General features: G+C 55.2%; 11 protein-coding genes and 2 pseudogenes. 6 read left to right on the forward strand and 7 right to left on the reverse strand.

Annotated features, from left to right (window positions below):
* The first annotated feature begins 152 nt into the window (after positions 1-152).
* Together GTU67_RS14750 and GTU67_RS14755 are read left to right on the forward strand one after the other, a co-directional pair.
* Positions 153-758 (forward strand): hypothetical protein, encoded by a 606-nt coding sequence (locus GTU67_RS14750; RefSeq protein WP_185780763.1) that lies wholly within the window; start codon positions 153-155, stop codon positions 756-758.
* Positions 759-1,124: 366 nt separating this feature from the next.
* Entirely contained in the window at positions 1,125-1,916 is a 792-nt protein-coding gene (locus GTU67_RS14755; protein ID WP_185780764.1) for a hypothetical protein, read from the forward strand.
* A gap of 49 nt (positions 1,917-1,965) precedes the next feature.
* On the opposite strand, the gene GTU67_RS14760 is transcribed toward GTU67_RS14755, so the two are convergent.
* The 7 genes from GTU67_RS14760 to GTU67_RS14790 are packed head-to-tail and all read right to left on the reverse strand — an operon-like array spanning position 1,966 to position 13,342.
* Entirely contained in the window at positions 1,966-4,701 is a 2,736-nt protein-coding gene (locus GTU67_RS14760) for a phospholipase D-like domain-containing anti-phage protein (protein ID WP_185780765.1), read from the reverse strand.
* 12 nt (positions 4,702-4,713) lie between these two features.
* Positions 4,714-7,656 (reverse strand): anti-phage-associated DUF1156 domain-containing protein, encoded by a 2,943-nt coding sequence (locus tag GTU67_RS14765; protein ID WP_185780766.1) that lies wholly within the window; start codon positions 7,654-7,656, stop codon positions 4,714-4,716.
* A 14-nt stretch (positions 7,657-7,670) separates the two neighbouring features.
* A complete protein-coding gene (gene darG, locus GTU67_RS14770) occupies positions 7,671-8,732 on the reverse strand; it encodes a type II toxin-antitoxin system antitoxin DNA ADP-ribosyl glycohydrolase DarG (RefSeq protein ID WP_185780767.1) in 1,062 nt (353 codons plus the stop codon).
* A gap of 15 nt (positions 8,733-8,747) precedes the next feature.
* Complete coding sequence (gene darT, locus GTU67_RS14775) at positions 8,748-9,398, reverse strand: type II toxin-antitoxin system toxin DNA ADP-ribosyl transferase DarT (protein ID WP_185780768.1); 651 nt, start codon at positions 9,396-9,398, stop codon at positions 8,748-8,750.
* Positions 9,395-10,021, reverse strand: a complete 627-nt coding sequence (locus tag GTU67_RS14780) for an anti-phage-associated DUF3780 domain-containing protein (protein ID WP_185780769.1) — start codon at positions 10,019-10,021, stop codon at positions 9,395-9,397. Before GTU67_RS14780 ends, darT begins: the two co-directional genes overlap by 4 nt.
* 1 nt (position 10,022) lies before the next feature.
* Complete coding sequence (locus tag GTU67_RS14785) at positions 10,023-13,148, reverse strand: anti-phage-associated DUF499 domain-containing protein (protein ID WP_185780770.1); 3,126 nt, start codon at positions 13,146-13,148, stop codon at positions 10,023-10,025.
* Positions 13,145-13,342 carry a type II toxin-antitoxin system antitoxin gene (locus GTU67_RS14790; RefSeq protein WP_102776214.1) on the reverse strand — a complete coding sequence of 66 codons (198 nt, stop codon included), beginning with the start codon at positions 13,340-13,342 and terminating at the stop codon, positions 13,145-13,147. Before GTU67_RS14790 ends, GTU67_RS14785 begins: the two co-directional genes overlap by 4 nt.
* Before the next feature lie 465 nt (positions 13,343-13,807).
* On the opposite strand from GTU67_RS14790, the gene GTU67_RS14795 reads away from it, so the two are divergent.
* The 4 genes and pseudogenes from GTU67_RS14795 to GTU67_RS14810 form a co-directional block, all read left to right on the forward strand.
* Complete coding sequence (locus GTU67_RS14795) at positions 13,808-14,335, forward strand: JAB domain-containing protein (protein WP_185780771.1); 528 nt, start codon at positions 13,808-13,810, stop codon at positions 14,333-14,335.
* A gap of 205 nt (positions 14,336-14,540) precedes the next feature.
* Positions 14,541-14,719, forward strand: a pseudogene (gene gatB / locus GTU67_RS14800) (Asp-tRNA(Asn)/Glu-tRNA(Gln) amidotransferase subunit GatB); the annotation flags it as partial.
* 134 nt (positions 14,720-14,853) lie between these two features.
* A pseudogene (locus GTU67_RS14805) lies at positions 14,854-15,567 on the forward strand (response regulator transcription factor).
* Between the two features lie 882 nt (positions 15,568-16,449).
* The coding region (locus GTU67_RS14810) for an Ig-like domain-containing protein (protein ID WP_185780772.1) at positions 16,450-17,929 on the forward strand (1,480 nt) is incomplete at its 3' end.

The raw sequence follows: 17,929 nt of genomic DNA on the forward strand, positions 1-17,929 counted from the left end.
TGGAATTAGCGAAGGAAACATGCACCAGCAGTAGGTGAAGCATCAACCAGATAATCCGATGAGATGCCGGTCTGTCTCACTCTCATGCAAAGGTAAGATCAACCATTTAATCCGCTTACCCGATATTTCTAGCTGAAAAAGGTAATAAGTACATGAAAATAAGAGAATATTTAAAAGAATCGGCCGACTTTTTACGGGGCTACATAACGATAGAGTCCATGATTTTTTACCTGGCCAAAAAAGAAGGGTTAACCGCTCAGGAGGTAGCGGCTTGGTTCCTTCAGACAGGGAAATATAGCGATTTAATGACATTCAAAATTGATCGAACCCGTGGCGTGGCGGAGATCTTTTATGACCCAAGGGAGGCAGAGCCATTGGTGTTAGATTGCCTTCGAATAATTGCGGAGCACGGCGTGTCTGCCAAGCTTGGCGTGAAACAGGAAGATGGTCTGGCTTGGCAAATAGAAGACTTTAACGCCCGGTTCCCAAGTCTGAGTTTTGAGGGGGGTGAAATTCCGCTTGAGGAATATACGGTGTCTGGCTCACCGGCTAAGGAGCTAGATGTACGTGAACGCGAGAGCTTGCTCAAACTGCTTATTGGAATGGCCGCTGGCAGATACCGTCATGAACTGGGCGCAAAAAAGAGCGTGGCCGTTACTCCAATCCTGCAGGACGTTGAGCGCCTGGGGCTGAGTGTGTCCGATGAAACGGTGAGAAAGTATTTGAGAGAGGCAGAACGCCTGCTGAGATCTGCTTAGGTTGATCTCCAAAGCCAAATTGGCTTTATTTCTCACTCCTTGGCCAAACCTTTTGTCAATCGCGGAGAATCTTACGAAACACCAGCGTTTTTTGAAAGATATCAAACGGTATCGACGCTTCAGGTGGGATGAGGTTTTTTATGATGATTGACAAAAACGTGATGTTTCGAGGGGCGCTTCCATCTTTATCCGAAGATTCATTAGTTACACGTTATGAGTTTGCCGCTCGTCTCAGAATTTCACTGTCAACCCTCCATCGATGGGTAGTAGCGGGCCGTATCCCTCCTCCGACGCGCATCGGCGGGCGCCATTCTGTCTGGCCATCTTCGGTGGTTCGCAGCACACTGCGAGAGCTGACTCAGGGTTATGAGGCTGAAAATGGCCACGCGCCTTCTCGGATTATCCGGTGTGACTGAAGGGCATGGAATGGGCGATTTACCAGAGCCTCCGTACCCGGCAGACACTGACGCAAAAGGTTGGCGTTTTGAGTTCGATTATCAAAAATGGGAACGGTCCGATGCGTGGTTGCTTTTGGAAGAAGATGAACGCCCCTTCCTAATCATGGTGGCGTTGCAGTCTTGGCGCCAGGTCCCCTGTTCTTCGTTACCAAATAAGCCGATTCTTCAGGCGAGGCTAGCAGGTTTGAGCGTTGAGTGCTGGGCAGAGCTCAGTAATCGAGTCTTGGCAGATTGGTTCCTAGCTGGCGACCAACGTCTGTATCACCCCCTTCTGGTTGAGCGAGTGCAAGGCATGTTGAAAATCCGGGAGGGAGGGTTAGCGAGGCAGACACGATTCCGTGCTCGTGTTACAGAAGCCAGCCCCAGAGCACTTGGAAAAAAGACTCAATTAACAGTTGATGCTTTGCTCGCAAGTGTGCCCGCGGACAGGGCGCAGGATTTAAGTGATGAACTGGCCGGAGCTATCGCTGCAGGACAGTCAATTGTGTCCCCAGCAGCGTGGCTTCAGGAGATCAACGCGCGTTGGGATGAAGCAGGTAAGGTGACGCTGCGCTTCGGAGAAGCGGAGCGAGCGCGTCGCCGCGCACATGCTTCGGCTACAGAAATTGCGTCTGCGGCGACTCAGTCGCCAGCGGAACCCGTGGATATTCGTAGTATCTGTGACGGTATGCTTCGTAATTTGAAGAGTTATCAACGCTGACGTTAGTCTCCGCATTCTTGCTGGCATAGACAGGGCTTGTTCGCGTGACTTATCCCCAGGCAGCAGTCATCAAAGTGACGAGGTCTCGCTGTGACAACACTTCAGTGAACTCTCGCCAATCTTTTTCGGGAGGCGTCATCGTGCCGGTGTAGCGTAAATCGAAGCCTGTAGCGTTTTTCTGGGCGTTGATGTAGTCATCCAGCTTCTCGCCAAGGGTTTCGATATCGTCGATCCACTCGTCTTTGATGGTGTCCGGCAGGGAACCAAAAAGGTCGTAGCGATTTTTCATGCGTTCTGACAGGCGTTCGTAGATTTTCTCGTCTACTGTCTGTTCGAACACCAGATTGAGCATGTCCACCGTTGACCGCCGCTGACCGAAGCGCTTGATGCGCCCAATACGTTGTTCGAGTCGAGTGGGGTTCCAGGGCATGTCAACATTGATAAGGGTACCCAGGGTTTGCAGGTTCAAGCCTTCGCAGGCGGCGTCTGTTGCCACCATGACGCGTATCTGGCGCTCGGCCACCATGCGTTTGAGTGTTTCACGCTCGACGCTCACGCTGTCGCCGCGCTGGTACAGACGGCTACGACCCGCCCCGGCGTACAGGCCAATGGCTTCGTCTGGGTAGCGGGCGGCTAAAGAATCAGCTATCCACTTGGCTGTATCGTAATACTGGCTGAAGATGATGACGCCCCAGTCCAACCATTTTTCCCGTTCCAGGAAATAGACTATGGCCTCCATCTTGGGGTCGGCGTTTAGGCGTTCCAGTCGGGTAATCAGGCGTTGTAGAACCTCGCGTTCCTCGCCTGTTTCGACTTGCAGGTCAGCTTCCTGCTCTTCGTCTTCCTCATGAACAGTCTCTCCTCGCAATAAGCGTCTTGCTGTTTCCAAGCCCGCATGAATGCTCGAGCAGATACGTTGCTCCATAAGGTTCTTCATGAAGCCACTGCCCTTGCCGCGTTTGGAAAGTGCCTTACCGAAGGCTCGGGCTTCGTCATAAGCACGTCGGAGATCTTCAGAGGTGCGCAGTGCTTTGCCTTCGAATAACGTATCAAAGGCTTGCGGCTCGGCTATCCGAGCGCGTTCCGGGTGTACGTCCACGCCCACACGCTCTAACAGGCCTGCATCTTCAAGCTGCTGGCGCTTTCGCAGTACGACATGGCGCACTAGCGGGTTTTCCCGCTGAAGGAGGGTGGCGCCGGCTATGCGACGTTCCAATTCTTCTTCCAGGATTTCCCGTGTTTCCTCTGTCAAATCGATCAGCGGGCGGGAGGTTTGCCATTCGCCGTTTTGCAGTTCGAGGTCTTGCCGGATTGCGGAAAATAATCGGCGCGCGCGTGGTTCCGTCGTAGATTCCACGCGTGGCAGGGGAGAGCGCAGGAGCTCCCAAGCATGGGAAAGTGTTTCGACCTGCACGCGGCCAGCGAGAATGTCCAGCACTTCGTCGGGGCGGTGCCAGTGCGCCATGTCGTGACCTAGGACGAATCGCCCTGGGCCTTGATGCAGGATACCTATCAAATCCCATAGGTCGGTCGGGTCGGTTTGAATGGGCGTTGCTGTGCCCAGTAGGACATGATCGGCCCGCGCTGCGATTTCGCGCATGAAGGCCAACAATTCGTTGTGTGTGCCTGCCTCTCGGCCAAAACCCTGGCGGGTTCTTGCCTTGTGTGCTTCATCCAGGATGACCACGCCGAATCGCATACCCAGAAGGTGCTGCTTTTCGAGTGAGTCGCGCATCATCAATCCGGTGGATACGATGCCAATGCGTAGCGGGCAGCTGGCAATCTGTTCGCGACCCGCTGGCGATAGAACCCGCTCGTTGGTGTCCAACCAGACCTTACCCACGGTATCCCAACGTGCTGTCGGGATACCCAGCTTGTCCAGCAGTTCTGTTTGCCACTGCTCGGTCAAGGTCGCAGGCGCGAAAATCACGACGGGACGGCGTGGGCCGTTCTCTTTGTCAGAGAGCAGACATAGCGTCAGAGCGGCGGTTGCCAGCGAGAGCGTTTTTCCCAGGCCTACTTCATCAGCCAGGAGCAGGCGAACCGTGCCATAGAGGCGCTGGTGTCGCAGGCATTCAGTCAGAAAGCCCTGTTGCCACGGCTGAAGTTGTTGCCCTTCACGGTATAGGGGGGATTCGATGAGCGCAGCGGGTGCAATGCTTTCGTCGTCGTCGAGCTCAGTAAACTCAATTTCCCGTCGATAACTGCGCCGATGGACTTCGCGGATCACTGCGCGCGGCAAGGGTTTGGCAGCATTCCAGAGGAAATCAAACTCTTCTTCGATCCACGCTACACCTTCGGGCGAATCGTCTTCCCACAGAATTTCGTAGTGGCGTTGCCAACCGCTGCGCGTTTCGTTCATCGAGCCGATGAAGCCTAGCCTCCGACCATCGGCCAAGGTAATCACGCCCGCCTTGCCATGGACGAAGCCACAGATATCGTCGGGTGCAATTCGAACGGCTTGTCCGTGTTTGGCAAGAAAGGAATCTAGCCGTCGATAGCGTTCGCGGTTCAGCAAGGCTTCGGCTTCAAGGCCGCGCTCGTTCCAGCGGCCCAGCATTTTGCTTTCACGCAGCTGTGCCACCCTCAGATCGTCGGGGTGGATGTCCACGTTACAGACGATCTGTACTTCAGGAATATGTTCCAGTGCTTCGCCGGCGACCTCAAACAACGAGCTGGTGAAATAGCCCGCGATGCGTTTGTAGCTCTGTGCTCCGACCAGATGCTGTATCAGAAAGCTTGCATCCAGCTTGTGAGCTCGCGAGGAAAAGCGACGGATACCCATGAGCGCGAGTCCTTACTCGCCAAATCGCAGGTTCTTCAGGCGGGCGCCGAGCACTTCAGCCGCGCTGCGAGTTTCCGAATCGAGTGATTTTTGCTCGATGAATGCCAGCATATCAACCATCACAGAGCGCGCCTCAAGAAAATCGGTCATCTCGTTACGCATCTGATCGACGATAACCTGCGGTTCTGTATCCTTGCTGAGCTGTTGCAGCGCGATGATGAGCCTTCCCAATCTGGTTGGGCCAATTTCTGTGCTGTCGGTCAGGTCACGAGAGCTGTACTCGCTCACGCGTTTGAGACGCGCGTGATTCGGGCGCATATCGCCCATGACACGGGCATAGTCCTCAACGTGAAAAGCCTTGGCGAAATTTTGGTAATTGTCGAGCTTGGCCGCACCGGTTGTTTCCATATCCAGCATGCGCAGCATAAAGCGTTCAATCCCGGTGAGCTTTGCCCAGGTGTCAGTGGACAGCGCTTCCGGTACTAGCAAGTTGGACGCGGTTTCGGCGGCTTGTTGCACCATCTCGTCTACTACCGTGACTTCGCCACGTGTGCGGGGCCGTAGTGCGAAAGTGGTGACATCCTCGCCGCCGATGTGGGTGTAAGCGGTCAGTACCTTCAATGCGGCCGCATAACCCGCCATTTGCAAATCGGAATCGTTGAACACTGGTTCGCCATGATGCGCCTTTACTGTGTCGTTCAGATGCAGCATGGATTCGATTTGCCGGACGACTTCCTGTCGCACGGCAGGTAACAGGCGCTGCTTGAAGCCAGTGCGCTCGCCTGCAGGGCGCTTTTTCAACATCAAGATTACGGTGCCTTGGACATAACCGCCTTTCTTGAGTTCTGAGGTTGTTTCAGTGGCGATGTACCAGGCGGCCACAACCTGGAGCCCTGCTGCCCAGAAAATGCCAATCAGGTCACTCCAGACGCCAGTATTCTGGTGTGTAAACATTACGCACTGCATACCGTTATCTGGCATGTGGTTCGCCATCGCCTTGTAGGCGGCAACCATGCTGTGGCGGAACTCTTCACCTGAGCCTTTGATAGCGAGTGCGCGACGAGAGTCCCATACCCATTTGTCGAATGGCTCTGGGGGATTCTTGCGCAGCCATGCTATGAAAAACTCAGTGATTTCGTGATAATTTACAGCGTCAGCATACGGTGGATCTGTTATCCATAAGTCGGAGTTTTCAGTTAGACTCTCTGCAGGAGTGGTGGTTAGATTTAAAGATTGCCGCACCGGCGATAGTTTTGTATCAAGCTGAATGTAATCGATCAGATCAACAAGCCCGCGCGATCCCCAGTTGTACAGCGTGTTGAGAGCTTGACTGGAAAATACGTTCTGCAATCCACCTTTGCGACCATCGTTGTGCCAAGCACATAGCTTTGACTGCAGGTTCAAGATCCCAAGACTGGAAAGCCAAGTGTTTGTTGTATGGCCGTGCCGCAGAATGCATTGCAACATTTGGATCTGGCGTGCATTGAAGAGGTGGTGCCAATGTGTCCATCCACGCTCACGAATTGGCTGGGTGGTGTTATACCCAGCCTCAATCAGCATGTCGGGGGTTAGACCTAATTCCTGCCACTTTTTAAGGTTTTCAGCAACAATTTTTTCTACGCGCTGCTCGCGTTTGAAGTCTTCATCAGTCGGGGCGGCAAAGAACGTATTTAGGCGTGGCTTGTTGAGGCTTTCCTTAGTAATCCAATGGATGCAATAGAGGCGCTCTTGATAGATGTCATCCTCTTTCGGGATGAAATCCTCTTTTCTCCACGGTCGTAACTTGTTGCCTGTTTCTCCTGCTGCTAGACGATAGTCTCCGCGGATGGTTCTTATCGAAGTGCGGTAGACCTTTCCATCGATCGTGTAAACAAGTGATTCGCCCTGAACGGTGCCTGATTCTGCGGTCTCAATTTCTTCGGCAGAGGCGTTTGATCTTATCTTAATATCAAATCGACGCTCTTTATGGTTTGGAACTAAAACCGCTATAACACCCTTGAAACGAGAAATAATCCAGCTGGGCGCCATGGGTACAAGCCACCCTGTTTCTGGGCAACGCGCTTCTAGGCAATAGAGGTAGGCTTTAGCGCGATTGCCGTGTTCATCGTGTTCGATACCAAGTTCCGTGATCTCTGTATCCACGGCCTGCGCCACTTTCGTCTGTTGCTCATTAATATAAGAGCGATTTTCAGCAGAGGTTCCGATAACATTGAAAGCCCCCCACGTAAGCATGCAGGCAATGGGGTTGAGGTCGGAGGCGTAAGTATCGCAACCAAGCCGTGCGGCTTCAAATGGGATTGAGCCGCCGCCTGAAAACGTATCGCCTACACGTGGGCGGCGACCGTAACGCAGGATGCCTAATTGCTCAACTAGCTCGGAAAATGAATGAGCGTTGATTCCCAGATGTGCATAGTGGCGGTTGAGTTCTGACCACGCAGGTGCGTACAGCCATTCTTCATCGACTTCTTCTGGGCGCTTACCGATACTCGCCTTGGCCTCGTAGCTTGCGAGGGTTGCAAGTGCCTGTCGGTAAAACACAAGTTTTTCGTCGTCTGTGATATCGCGTCGCCAGCTACGCGCTCCAAAATATCGTTCTGGTTCGGGGATCGGAATCAGCTCTTGCAGCTTGGCTACCGAAAAAGCATTCGCTGCCAATGCGCGTCGAGCCAAACTTTCATCGTCAAAGGCCATTAGCTTTTCGAACAAGGCAAGATCAGCTTCCGGATTTTCAGTCGGCGGCAGCAAGCTGGCTAACACGATGGCGCGAACTAGGATGAGTGGTTTGCGGCCTTTCCAAAACGAACCGAGTCCAGTAAGCGTCTGTGCGCGACCGGACATGCGCTCCTTCTGAGCCTCGAATGAGACCTTCTGCGCTGGAAACACCGTTTCGATCAGCGCCGGTGCGTCTTTCAGGGCGAGCGGCGTGAGCGCTGCGGTATTTGTTTTCGCGTGCATTGCGTATATTGCTTCTAGTGTGTGACAGTCGTGGTTTCTGGAACGAGCCAGCCCTGTGAACGCAGTCGTTCTTCGGCGATGGCTAACTGGCGCGATGTGAACTGCCGCTTGCGAGCATTCCACGCATACACCTGGCGTTCCAGGTTGTTTTGCACTGAGGTGCTTTCGCGAGTCAGTACCCAATGCACTGTGGACAGCAGTTCCAGCCCGTAAGGCGATTCGAAGCCTTCCACCAGCTTGGTGACGCGTTCAAAGTTTGCGCGGCTTTCCGTGTGTTGATCCAGAAAGGCTTTGGCGTCTTCTACCGCGCCAGGAACCAACGAGAGGGATTTTTCAGGGGCGTCGCCACCATCGGCGTAGCCAGAGATCAGGTGGCCTTCGACGGCCTTCAGCACATGACGCAGATTTTCTGCGTAAGGGCCGTAATGATGCTTGATGTATTTGAGTCGCAAAGGTTCGCCGGCCTCTTGCATGAAGTACATCAGCTTGTGGACTTCCAGCAGCGTGACGAAGGGATCAAGCAGGCCGCCAAGGTAACGCTGCATCAGTTCGACCAAAGCAGCACGGCCTGCCGTCATTTTGGGAACGTCGCGTACATGCGCGATTTTTTCAGCGGCAGGTGCACCACTGGGTTCATAGACAAGTACCTGTACGTCGTCTAAATTTGCAAGTGCGTGCTCAATTCGCTGGCGCACCTGCTGCCAATCCAGGCCGCCAAGGCCGGCTCCCAGCGGCGGTACCGCGATGGAGCGGATGCCTCGGCTGCGAATGACATTGACGAGATCAACCAGGCCCGACTCGATGTCTTCAATGCGGCTTTTGCCGCGCCAGTGGCGCTTGGTTGGGAAGTTGACGATGAAACGAGGAGGCGTGAGCTGGCCGGTTTCAAAGACGAACATGCGGCCCGGCTGCACTTCCTTGATTTTGCAGGCGGCCTCGTATGCCTTGAAGTTGTCAGGGAAGACGTTCTTGAACTGCAAGGCGATGCCGCGGCCCATGACGCCAACACAATTAACGGTGTTGACCAGTGCGTCAGCTTCACATTTGAGGATGTCACCCGAGGTGTATTCAATCATGGCTATATTCCTCTTTCAGTAATACCAGTCCGGCAGGATTTCTACCGCAGGGCGGTGTCCGTGGGCCGGAAGGGCGTTAATAACTTGACTATAAACGGCAGCGGATTTGACGCCAATACGCTCAATTAGATGCCAGGGGAAGCGTTGTTCAAGCAGAAACTCCGCCTGCTTGCCTTCTTTGTGTGCTCGCCAGTCGCGCGCTTGTACAGCAGTCCAGTTGATCTCGTTTAGACGAGCCAGATCATTGCGGTCTTCAAAAAAATAAGAGCCAGCATTGGATAGCGTGAAGGCCCAGCGTGCCGCGTGCTGGTTCGCCCAAGCTACGACGGTGTGCAAGTCAGCTTCAAAGTGCAGAATAGGGGCCTGGCCGCCACGGTATGCTAATTCCTGATGATTGCCTTGATAGATCAGATAGAGCATGACTGATCTGGGGCAGAAGTAAAACGGAACACAATTCCCAACGTATAAATCAGGATGGCTGCTTAAGCGCAACTCGTTCAATCGTCTTTGCTTGATGGTGGTCATGCCAATAGTAGTGCCTGCCGGCGCTCGCCGCAGCACCTCAGCATCGCACCATAGGAAACCGTCGGCCACAATGGCCGGTAGGCGATCTACATGGGCAATGTGGTAGATCTTGGGGTGGGGTGGTGTCAGCATTGCGCTCATGGCGTTTCATCCCCGAACAGCCCTAGGGAAACCTGTGTGGTTTCTTGAACAGATCTTCCACGTCTTGCGCTTGGAGCCAATAGCTCACTCTGGGCAACATCGCCCAATGCGTGTTTCAGCGCAATGCGCCAGCCTTTACCGCCGTCCATGACACCGCCGGTGCTGACGGCAGCCATACCAAATAGCCACCAACGCTCTTCAGGGCGCAGTGCCAGCCAGTTGCGTACGGCGACAGGGATTTTTTCCTTATCCATTTGCTCAACGGCCCAGGCAAGCACGCACAATTCTCTGCCGAGCAGCCGGTCTACCGGGTTGTCGCCCACCTTCCATGTGCTGGGCTTTAAACCATGTGTGGCTAGTCGAGCATTGAAAGCGCGTTGTACTTCTGCGCGGATGGCCGTCCAGCGAGGCCGCTCCAGAAGGACGCGGTCAATCACTGCAATATCGTTGCTTGCTGCCTGCAAGCCCAGGTATTCACTAATCTGGACTTTCCCGCTGCTGGCCTTTGGAATGATGACCTTGAAATGGTGAGGATCAGAAGTCGCAGGCACACCAAAGCCCAGCGTAGGGGGGGCTTTAGTACCCGCCTTGCGTGATTGGGTGCGAACTGCGGCTTCGGCCATATTATTCTTCCTGGGTGATGTCGCCCGGCCTCAACTCAATTTCGGCGAGCTTCGCGAACTCTTTGAGTGCGAAACCGGAATTGAATTGGATACCGTCGGCAATTGTGATGTTGAGCGCTGCATCGGGCTCTTTGAGCACCTCGCGCAGGCTGTTTACGACGCCTTCGATCATGAGGGCAGTGACTTCGCGTTCCTGGAAGCGCACCGTTACCGTGTTTTCGCCTTCGCCGATTTCAACGCGCACACCCTTGAATCGGGTGTCCGGTTGATCGCGGAATTGATTGATGACGGAGAAAACCCGGTCAGTGGTATCGAGCGAGACACGCTTGCCTTGCAGGCGAGCCGGCTTGCTGTCCACGATATGTACGGTCTTGTCGCCACTGGCAGGAATCTGAAAATCCGCTGTTTTGTTGGCTTCGCCTGCCCGCGCATAGACCAGTAGGCGGTAACTCGCTGCGTCGATCTCGAAGGGGCCGTCGTAACGGATGCCGTCTTTTGGGTTGGAGCCATCCAAGGTATAAAAAATGTCCGCCGACGGTGTGACTGCCAAGGTAACGCGACGTTTGTCCGCAGCTGGATCGACTTGATGGCGAATCTTCAGGTCAGCGAGCCAGCGTGTAGGTGGGGCGCTTTCATAGCGCCCAGTGGGCTCTTTGACCAAGAAATAGACCGTGCCCTCGCCGGTCGTGAAGTTGTCGAGGTCTTCAACCTTATTATCCTGGTCGGAGACATCCGGCTTGGTAGACCAATAGACAATGGGGCTTTCACCCGCATGGCGGGGTGTGAGGCTCAACACCGTTTCGCCAGTGTCCGGTTTGACGGCACTGATAGACACATTGACGCTGGCCTTGTCTTTGGGAAATGGCCCCTTCTCTATATAGCCATCTTCGCCCAAGCGCCAACGGCCCTGTTTCAAGGCTTCCGTCTTGAGTGTCTCCAATCCACTGGCGCCAGGCATCCATGGCCAAATTGGCGAGCATTTCGCGCGGCTGACGACATCTTTCCAGGGCGTGCGACGATTATCTTTGCTCGACGGCCACAAATATTCTTCAGCTTGCGCGAAGCATTCTTCCAAATTGTCCTTTCCAAGCTCTAGCACAAGCTTGTAGTCTGCGCGTGGGCTCGCCAGAAGTTTCTCGATCTGGGTTTCAGCGGATTGATCGTCTTCGCCGAGTTTCAAACCCTGGTCGATAGTGACGGCGGCGAGCACATCGCGGCCATCTACAGGGTCGTTTACCGGGAAGTAGAGACGGTTGTACGCCGCTGATAGCGCCTTGCTGAATCGATCCTCGGACGCCTCATAGCGGTCTCGGGCTTCCTCGAACAGCGTGTCACCAGACTTAAGACGCTTGTGAATCTGTTCCACGGCATAAAGTTCACGCAGCCGTTCCTCAACCGCCTCGGCCAGCAGGCTGTCCTGCCCAGAAAGCACCAGCAGGTTGTTCTTCTCTTGTTGGTAATCGAAGAAGTTCTGCAGTGCGCTCGGTGGAACCTTGCCATCTGGCTTAATGACGATTAGCGTGCGTGGCCCGCCAAGCTTGAGATCGTCGAGTTTGGGAAGGACCTGCACATCCTGATAGGCAGTCTTATTAACCGGCGTGAGGATTCCGGTCAGGCGATTGATAAGTGCCTGATCTACCTTGGGCTGAGGCACTTCCTTGGCGTTGCGCTCAATCTGGCGCGAAAGATTTTCCGTTTCTTTAATAAATAAGCGTTGTTCTTCGCGGTGGAGATACCACGCTGATTCACGCAAGCGCTGCAACGCTTGAAGAAACTCGTCGGGCTTGCGCTGAGGTGCGGCTAAAAACTCAATGATCTCGCTTTCAGACAAACCGATGCGGCCACCCACTGCACGCGACAGGCTGGATGACAGTAGTAAAGTCATCAGCTGTTGCGATGCATCACTTGCCAGATCAACGTCGATCAGTTCAGCGATGGCATTGCCGGAGTCCGCAATATCGCGTGTCACTGCCGGCATCAACTTGGGCGCGATGCGTTCGATCTCGTCTTTGACCTGGGGGTCATTCAAATTCAGGTGTTGGGTGCCGATCAGAAAGACGTCGTCGGTTTCCCGCTCGTCCACGCTCTTGAGTAGGCGTGCGGTGAACTGCATCAAACCCCGTGTCTGCCGGAAGCCTTCATTCTCCTTGAACAAAGCGACCAAGTGCTTGAAGGAGGGGTGGAAGGGGTAGGTTTCCCGGACTTGCTCTGCGATTTGTTCGATGCTGCTGGCTATGATGTAGCCACCATCCTCGGCTTTTTTAATCTGCTGGGCGTATTCCTCTGCAACTTCCGAGATGACACGTTCGTCTGGCAGCTCGTCGATCAAACGTTTCTTCAGAATTTCGTAGATTTCGTTGCCAGCCAGTTGCACAGGCGTGATCGTCATGGCCTGGCGACGGGTTTCTTGCTGCAAGTTGGAAATAGCGTCTGCCAGTGCCTTAGTCTGAGCCTTGTAGCTGCCCGAAAGGTTAGCGATGACGATAGCGCAATTGGGAAGCTCCAGCGCCGCGCTCATCAGGCTGGAAAGGCTGTAGACCGCCATATTGGCCAGCGTGCCTTGGCCGAACACCTGCGTACTGGCATTGTCTAGGTAGGGCGGCAACTCGTCCAGGAGGATCAAGGTTGGTTGGTCGCCAATGATTTCCTTCCACTGCCGTTGATCGACCGCCTTGGGGCCATTGGCCCAATAAGGCTTGATGGCTTCAGCTTCACCGAGTTGGGTAGCGATTTCGCCCCAAATGAAGTTGTCGGGATTGTTGCGACCGTTAAATGCTGCAACGCGCGTCTGGCCAAAATCTAAACGTGAGGTCAAGTCTGCGGGTAGTACGGCGCTGCGTAAATGAGGATGGCGGGCCAGCAAGCCCAGCGCAATCATCATGTGCGTTTTACCGCCACCCATGGCTTGGGTGAGTTCGAAAACGGCCTGATCAGACTTGCCGGATAGCCGTAGCAAGCCCTCACGGAAAAGCTGCTCCATGCCGTGAGTGACAAAGTTGCGCGAGAAAAACTCACGACCGTCACCCTCGTCATGGATAAGGTCTGCCAGATTTTCGATGCCTTGGCTCATCCGATAGTCTCGGATGATGGGGTTGAATCGGCAGGCTTGCTTGACCGTCTTAATCATGAACGCGCTCCGTTGTTGTTTTTTACTTCCTCGGAGTGCGGAATTGTGATGCCGTTTCGTTCGCAATAGCCGCGAATGAGAACTTCAACCATGTTCGCAATGGATCGATGCTCTTGATCCGCTGCGATGCGAAGTGCCTCTTTCAATCCGGGGTCGATACGAAATGTAAGTGTAGCAGTCTTGGCGGTGGCCATAGCGTCTCCGGGCGCTACTGTAAATGTACTGCACTTTACAGTATGGACGGCGCTGCGGCAACTTTGTCATTGCTTCAGAATCCTCTTGGGATCTAGACCGCCCATAGGCGGTTGAGGCGCTCGCCGCGCGGCCAGTGTCAGCAGTCATTCCCCCATCGGCATAGGTCACTATTACCGTGAGTGCGCCGCCTAAAACGCCGACTGTATCACTCCACTCCGCCCTGCAAGGGTGCGCTTCGCCGGGTACTCACCCGGTCCCTCCGGTTCTCTTCGTTCCCCTGCGGGCTGCGGCTTCCGCTCCCGCCCCTTTCCGTTCGTCCTTCCTTGATCCAGCGCGGCAAGGCGACGAACTCACGGCAACGGTGGCACTCCGGGCCAGACGTAGTACTGCGGACACCGCAAAACGTACAGAAGGCTCGGAATCTTCGGCCCCGGTGCCAGTTAACCCCGAAAGGAAAACCAATCATGGAAAACCAAACCGCCGCGCTGAGCTATGACAATATGAACGCAATGCCTTCCCTGTATGTACGCGGCCCCAGCGGTCGCTATAGGCTGGCCAGCGATGACATGATTCTTGCGGCTGGCCGCATGGCCGCAGAGAGTCTGCTTCCGCAGTCACAGCCCGTCGATAACCCGGTGAAAGTGCGCAAGTTCTTTCAATCCAAGCTGGCCGGCCTGGGGCATGAGTGCGCAGCCTTCCTGTATCTGGATAGCAAGTTCAAGCCGATCCGCTACATAGAGCAAGGTTTGGGTACGATCAATCAGGCAAGCGTCTATCCGCGCGAGATCGTGAAAACTGCCCTACGGCTGAATGCCGCCGCGCTCATCATGTCGCATAACCACCCGTCCGGTTCGGCCGAACCGAGTACAGCCGACATGAATCTGACACAGCATCTCAAGAAGGCGCTGGCGCTGATTGATGTACGGTTTCTGGACCATATCATCATAACGGCGACGGAAACGATTTCGTTGGCCGAGCGTGGGCAGATGTAAAGATTAGGGGTAGGCTACCACTCCCTACCCTTGAAAACCCCTACTCTACTTGGCGGCATGGTGAGCTTCCCTGAACTCATTGTAAGACCGTCGCGCCCATGACGGCCTTCGCAGGCTGTTGCTCACTGCGGCGCTTATGCTGTCCCTTCCCGCCGTTGCGCTCATAACCATGCCTTGAATGAAGTCGTCGCCGACCACGCAGCACTCTCGCGCCATCGATGCCATGATCGATGAGATGCTGGTGGCCGACCCCGCCACCGTGGACGAATACCGCGACGGCAAGCAGAAAGCCTTCAATTCGCTGGTCGGCCAAGTCATAAATGTCGCCAAAGGCAAGGCCGATCCTCACAGACCAACGAGATGCTCGACCTGAGGCTGGCGTAACGCCGATTCGCGGTCGAAAATGGTCAAGAATCATGGGAGAACTATCGGGGCGCTGAAAGCATCTACATAGTAACATCGCCTTTCACACTACAACACGATGCTTGCCGGAGGATCCAACATTGGTTGCCGAGCCCATACGACTCGCGCTTCTGGAAGACGACGCCGCCCATGCCCATTTTATTCAATCCTTGCTGGTTGGGGCAGGCCATGAATGTTCAGTATTCATCACCGGCACTGCCCTGACTAGCCGACTGTCCCGTCCTCATGATTTCGACATATTGATCCTTGATTGGGAAGTGTCCGACTTGTCGGGTCTGGATATCGTGCTCTGAGTCCGCGCGAATCTCGGCTACGCGCTGCCCGTCATGTTCGCCACCAGCCGCAGCCGCGAAGAAGACATTGTCATGGGGCTTCGCAGCGGTGCCGACGACTACATGATCAAGCCCATCCAGCAGCACGAGCTGCTCGCGCGGGTATCGGCGCTCTTTCGCCGCATGGTCGCTACGCCCACTCATCAGTCTGCGTTCTCCTGTGGGCCTTACCGTATCGACCCGACATGCAATGTCGTGTCGATACGCGGCCAAGCCATAGAATTGACCCGCAAGGAGTATGAACTGGCACTGCTGTTTTTTCGCAACCCTGGCCGACTGTTCTCCCGCGACGCACTGGCCGCTTCCGTCTGGAACCGGGAGATCCCTGCCATGTCGCGCACGCTTGACACGCACTTGTCCAAAGTACGCTGAAAGTTGAGCCTTCGGCCTGAGAATGGAGTGCGGCTGATCTCTTCCTATACCCTCGGCTATCGTCTAGAAGTCCTGGCCGACGGCATCTCTGTTTCAACGCAATGAAATCGATTTTCTTCTTCGGATGGCGCCATGCTGCCTCTCTGCTAAGCCTATGTTTGGCCGTCGTCCTTCCCGCCATGTCGAATGCGCAGCCAGCGGGTGCGGAGGGTGAGCATTTCATCTACCGGGTCCAACCGGGCGACACTCTGATAGAGCTGGCCGAGCGCTACACGGGTCAGTTGCAGCACTCTTTCGGTAGTGGAACGGCAATCCACGGCCTTCCTCGATTAAATCCTGATGCTCGGTCACCTACGAGATACTGCCCGCGTTCTGGGGGCGGCGTGAGGTCGGCTTTCGCTCAGGCAGGCCATTCAAGGCACGCCCAAAGGCACAAAGGAAGGCGCACAGCTGAAGTTAAAGGTGACAGCACTGTGAGGGGCGGGAAGCTCAACGAGCCCCTTAACTCAGTCGCCCCTCGTAGTTGACGCGGGCGCAACCATTGTGCAGGTTGAGGTCGTATTCGCGCCTGTTAGCAGTTAGCTCATGTCGCCGAAGCGCCAGCCGCCTTCGTCTGCGGTGTTTGTCGCCAACGTCCAGGTAGCCCGGGCGGCCAACAATCGCAACAGCCGTTTGCCGTTAGCCGTAAGGCGGTACGGAGCAGCGTTACTTCACTGAATGTTAACTAAGGTTAATAACCGGATTTTCATTTATCTTAATGTAAATTTAACTATGGGACTATGGCATAATTCTTGGTTGGCGCCTAGCTCTGCTTTCTTCCTAATTTGCGATTTCTGAATGTTTCAGTGACATTGAAATGAAATACGTTCGGAATCGAGACATTCTGGGCGCTCTTCGGCGGGTGTGACCGAAGTCGGTCATTTCGCTCGGTATCGATGATGATCAATGAGGCTATCCGGACGGGTAGCATCGTTACAAGGTTCGCATATGCAAGCTCAAGTTCTCAACAAAGTTGGCGGCCACGCCGGCAACGTCGACGTCAATAGCATCAACCTGCAGTCTCCTTCCATTGTTCATTTAAAAATCGCCCCTGAGACTGTTCGCGCGTTTGAAAGAGTCGGTACGGACCTGAAGCTGGTATTGGCGTCGGGCGAAGTCGTAGTCATACAGAACTTTTTTGTCCAGGACGGAGAGGGCAACCGAAGCGACTTGGTTTTGCAGGACGACGCCGGTGTGGATTGGTGGGGCCAGTACACCTCTCCCTGGAGCAAATTCCACTTCACTGAAATTGAAGACGATACGGCCGCCGGGCTGCCATGGTGGCCGGCACTCCTGGGATTGCTGGGTATTGGCGCGGCCGCGGCCGCAGGCGGCGGTGGTGGAGGCGGCGGAGACGGCGAGACAGGGCCTTCCAATCGCGCACCCGAAATTCAGAGCACTATGGAGCCGCAGCAGAGCCTGGACTCCCAGAGCGGGGTCGAACTGGACCTCTCGAAATACTTCTCCGACCCGGACGGCGATCCACTTCGCTATACCGCCACGGGTCTGCCCAAAGGCCTTACGCTGGATCCCGAGACAGGCCTCATCAGCGGCACGATCGATCCATCGGCCAGCCAGGGCGGCGATAACGGCACGTATACCGTTACCATCACCGTCACCGATCCGTCGGGCAATAGCGTGACGCAGACAGTGACCTGGACGGTGGACAATCCCCCTCCGGTGGCCAATGACGATACGGTCGTAGGGCGCGAAGACTCGCCGGTGACGGGCAATGTGCTGACCGGCCAGGGCGGCGCTACGGCCGACATCGATCCGGATGGCGACACGTTGACAGTGACAGGCTTTGCCGTCGACACCGATGGCGATGGCGTGCCAGAGGAATTCAATTCCGGCGATACCGCCACAATCGACGGTGTGGGCACGCTCACGCTCGGGGCGGACGGCAGATACACCTTCACGCCCGTTCCGGATTGGAACGGCAAGGTGCCGCCGATCGAATACACGATCAGCGACGGCGAGGGCGGCGAAGACAAGGCAATTCTGTCGATCGAGATTGAGCCTGTGGTCGACGCCATCGACGATATTGTGACTGTCGAGGAAGATAAGCCCGTTATCATCGATGTGTTAGATAACGACAAATTCAGCGGTGGCAACCCCGTCATCACGCACGTGGACGGCACGCCGATCAGCGAAGGCGAGACGGTGGTTGTGGATCACGGTACGGTCACGCTGACGCCTGACGGCAGCCTGGAGTTCACGCCCGACCCGGACTGGCACGGCGACACGAGTTTCGAGTACACGGCCAAGACCGACACGGGCGAGGAAGAGACGGCCACGGCGACCGTGACCGTCACCCCGGTCAATGACGCGCCAGTGCCGGTGGGTACGATCCCCGGTCAAGTCAACGAAGATGCCGACACAGGCGTCAGCGTAGACGTGACCGGCGCGTTCAGCGACGTGGACGGCG

The organism is Pusillimonas minor, assembly GCF_014237865.1.
Taxonomy (GTDB): Bacteria; Pseudomonadota; Gammaproteobacteria; order Burkholderiales; family Burkholderiaceae_B; genus Neopusillimonas; species Neopusillimonas minor.

What these genes read in the sequence shown, in the direction of transcription:
- GTU67_RS14795 (WP_185780771.1), top strand. Translation starts at nt 13,808, where the DNA reads ATGGAAAACCAAACCGCCGCGCTGAGCTATGACAATATGAACGCAATG.
- darT (WP_185780768.1), bottom strand. Translation starts at nt 9,398, where the DNA reads ATGAGCGCAATGCTGACACCACCCCACCCCAAGATCTACCACATTGCC.
- GTU67_RS14750 (WP_185780763.1), top strand. Translation starts at nt 153, where the DNA reads ATGAAAATAAGAGAATATTTAAAAGAATCGGCCGACTTTTTACGGGGC.
- GTU67_RS14780 (WP_185780769.1), bottom strand. Translation starts at nt 10,021, where the DNA reads ATGGCCGAAGCCGCAGTTCGCACCCAATCACGCAAGGCGGGTACTAAA.
- GTU67_RS14790 (WP_102776214.1), bottom strand. Translation starts at nt 13,342, where the DNA reads ATGGCCACCGCCAAGACTGCTACACTTACATTTCGTATCGACCCCGGA.
- GTU67_RS14755 (WP_185780764.1), top strand. Translation starts at nt 1,125, where the DNA reads ATGAGGCTGAAAATGGCCACGCGCCTTCTCGGATTATCCGGTGTGACT.
- GTU67_RS14760 (WP_185780765.1), bottom strand. Translation starts at nt 4,701, where the DNA reads ATGGGTATCCGTCGCTTTTCCTCGCGAGCTCACAAGCTGGATGCAAGC.
- darG (WP_185780767.1), bottom strand. Translation starts at nt 8,732, where the DNA reads ATGATTGAATACACCTCGGGTGACATCCTCAAATGTGAAGCTGACGCA.
- GTU67_RS14765 (WP_185780766.1), bottom strand. Translation starts at nt 7,656, where the DNA reads ATGCACGCGAAAACAAATACCGCAGCGCTCACGCCGCTCGCCCTGAAA.
- GTU67_RS14785 (WP_185780770.1), bottom strand. Translation starts at nt 13,148, where the DNA reads ATGATTAAGACGGTCAAGCAAGCCTGCCGATTCAACCCCATCATCCGA.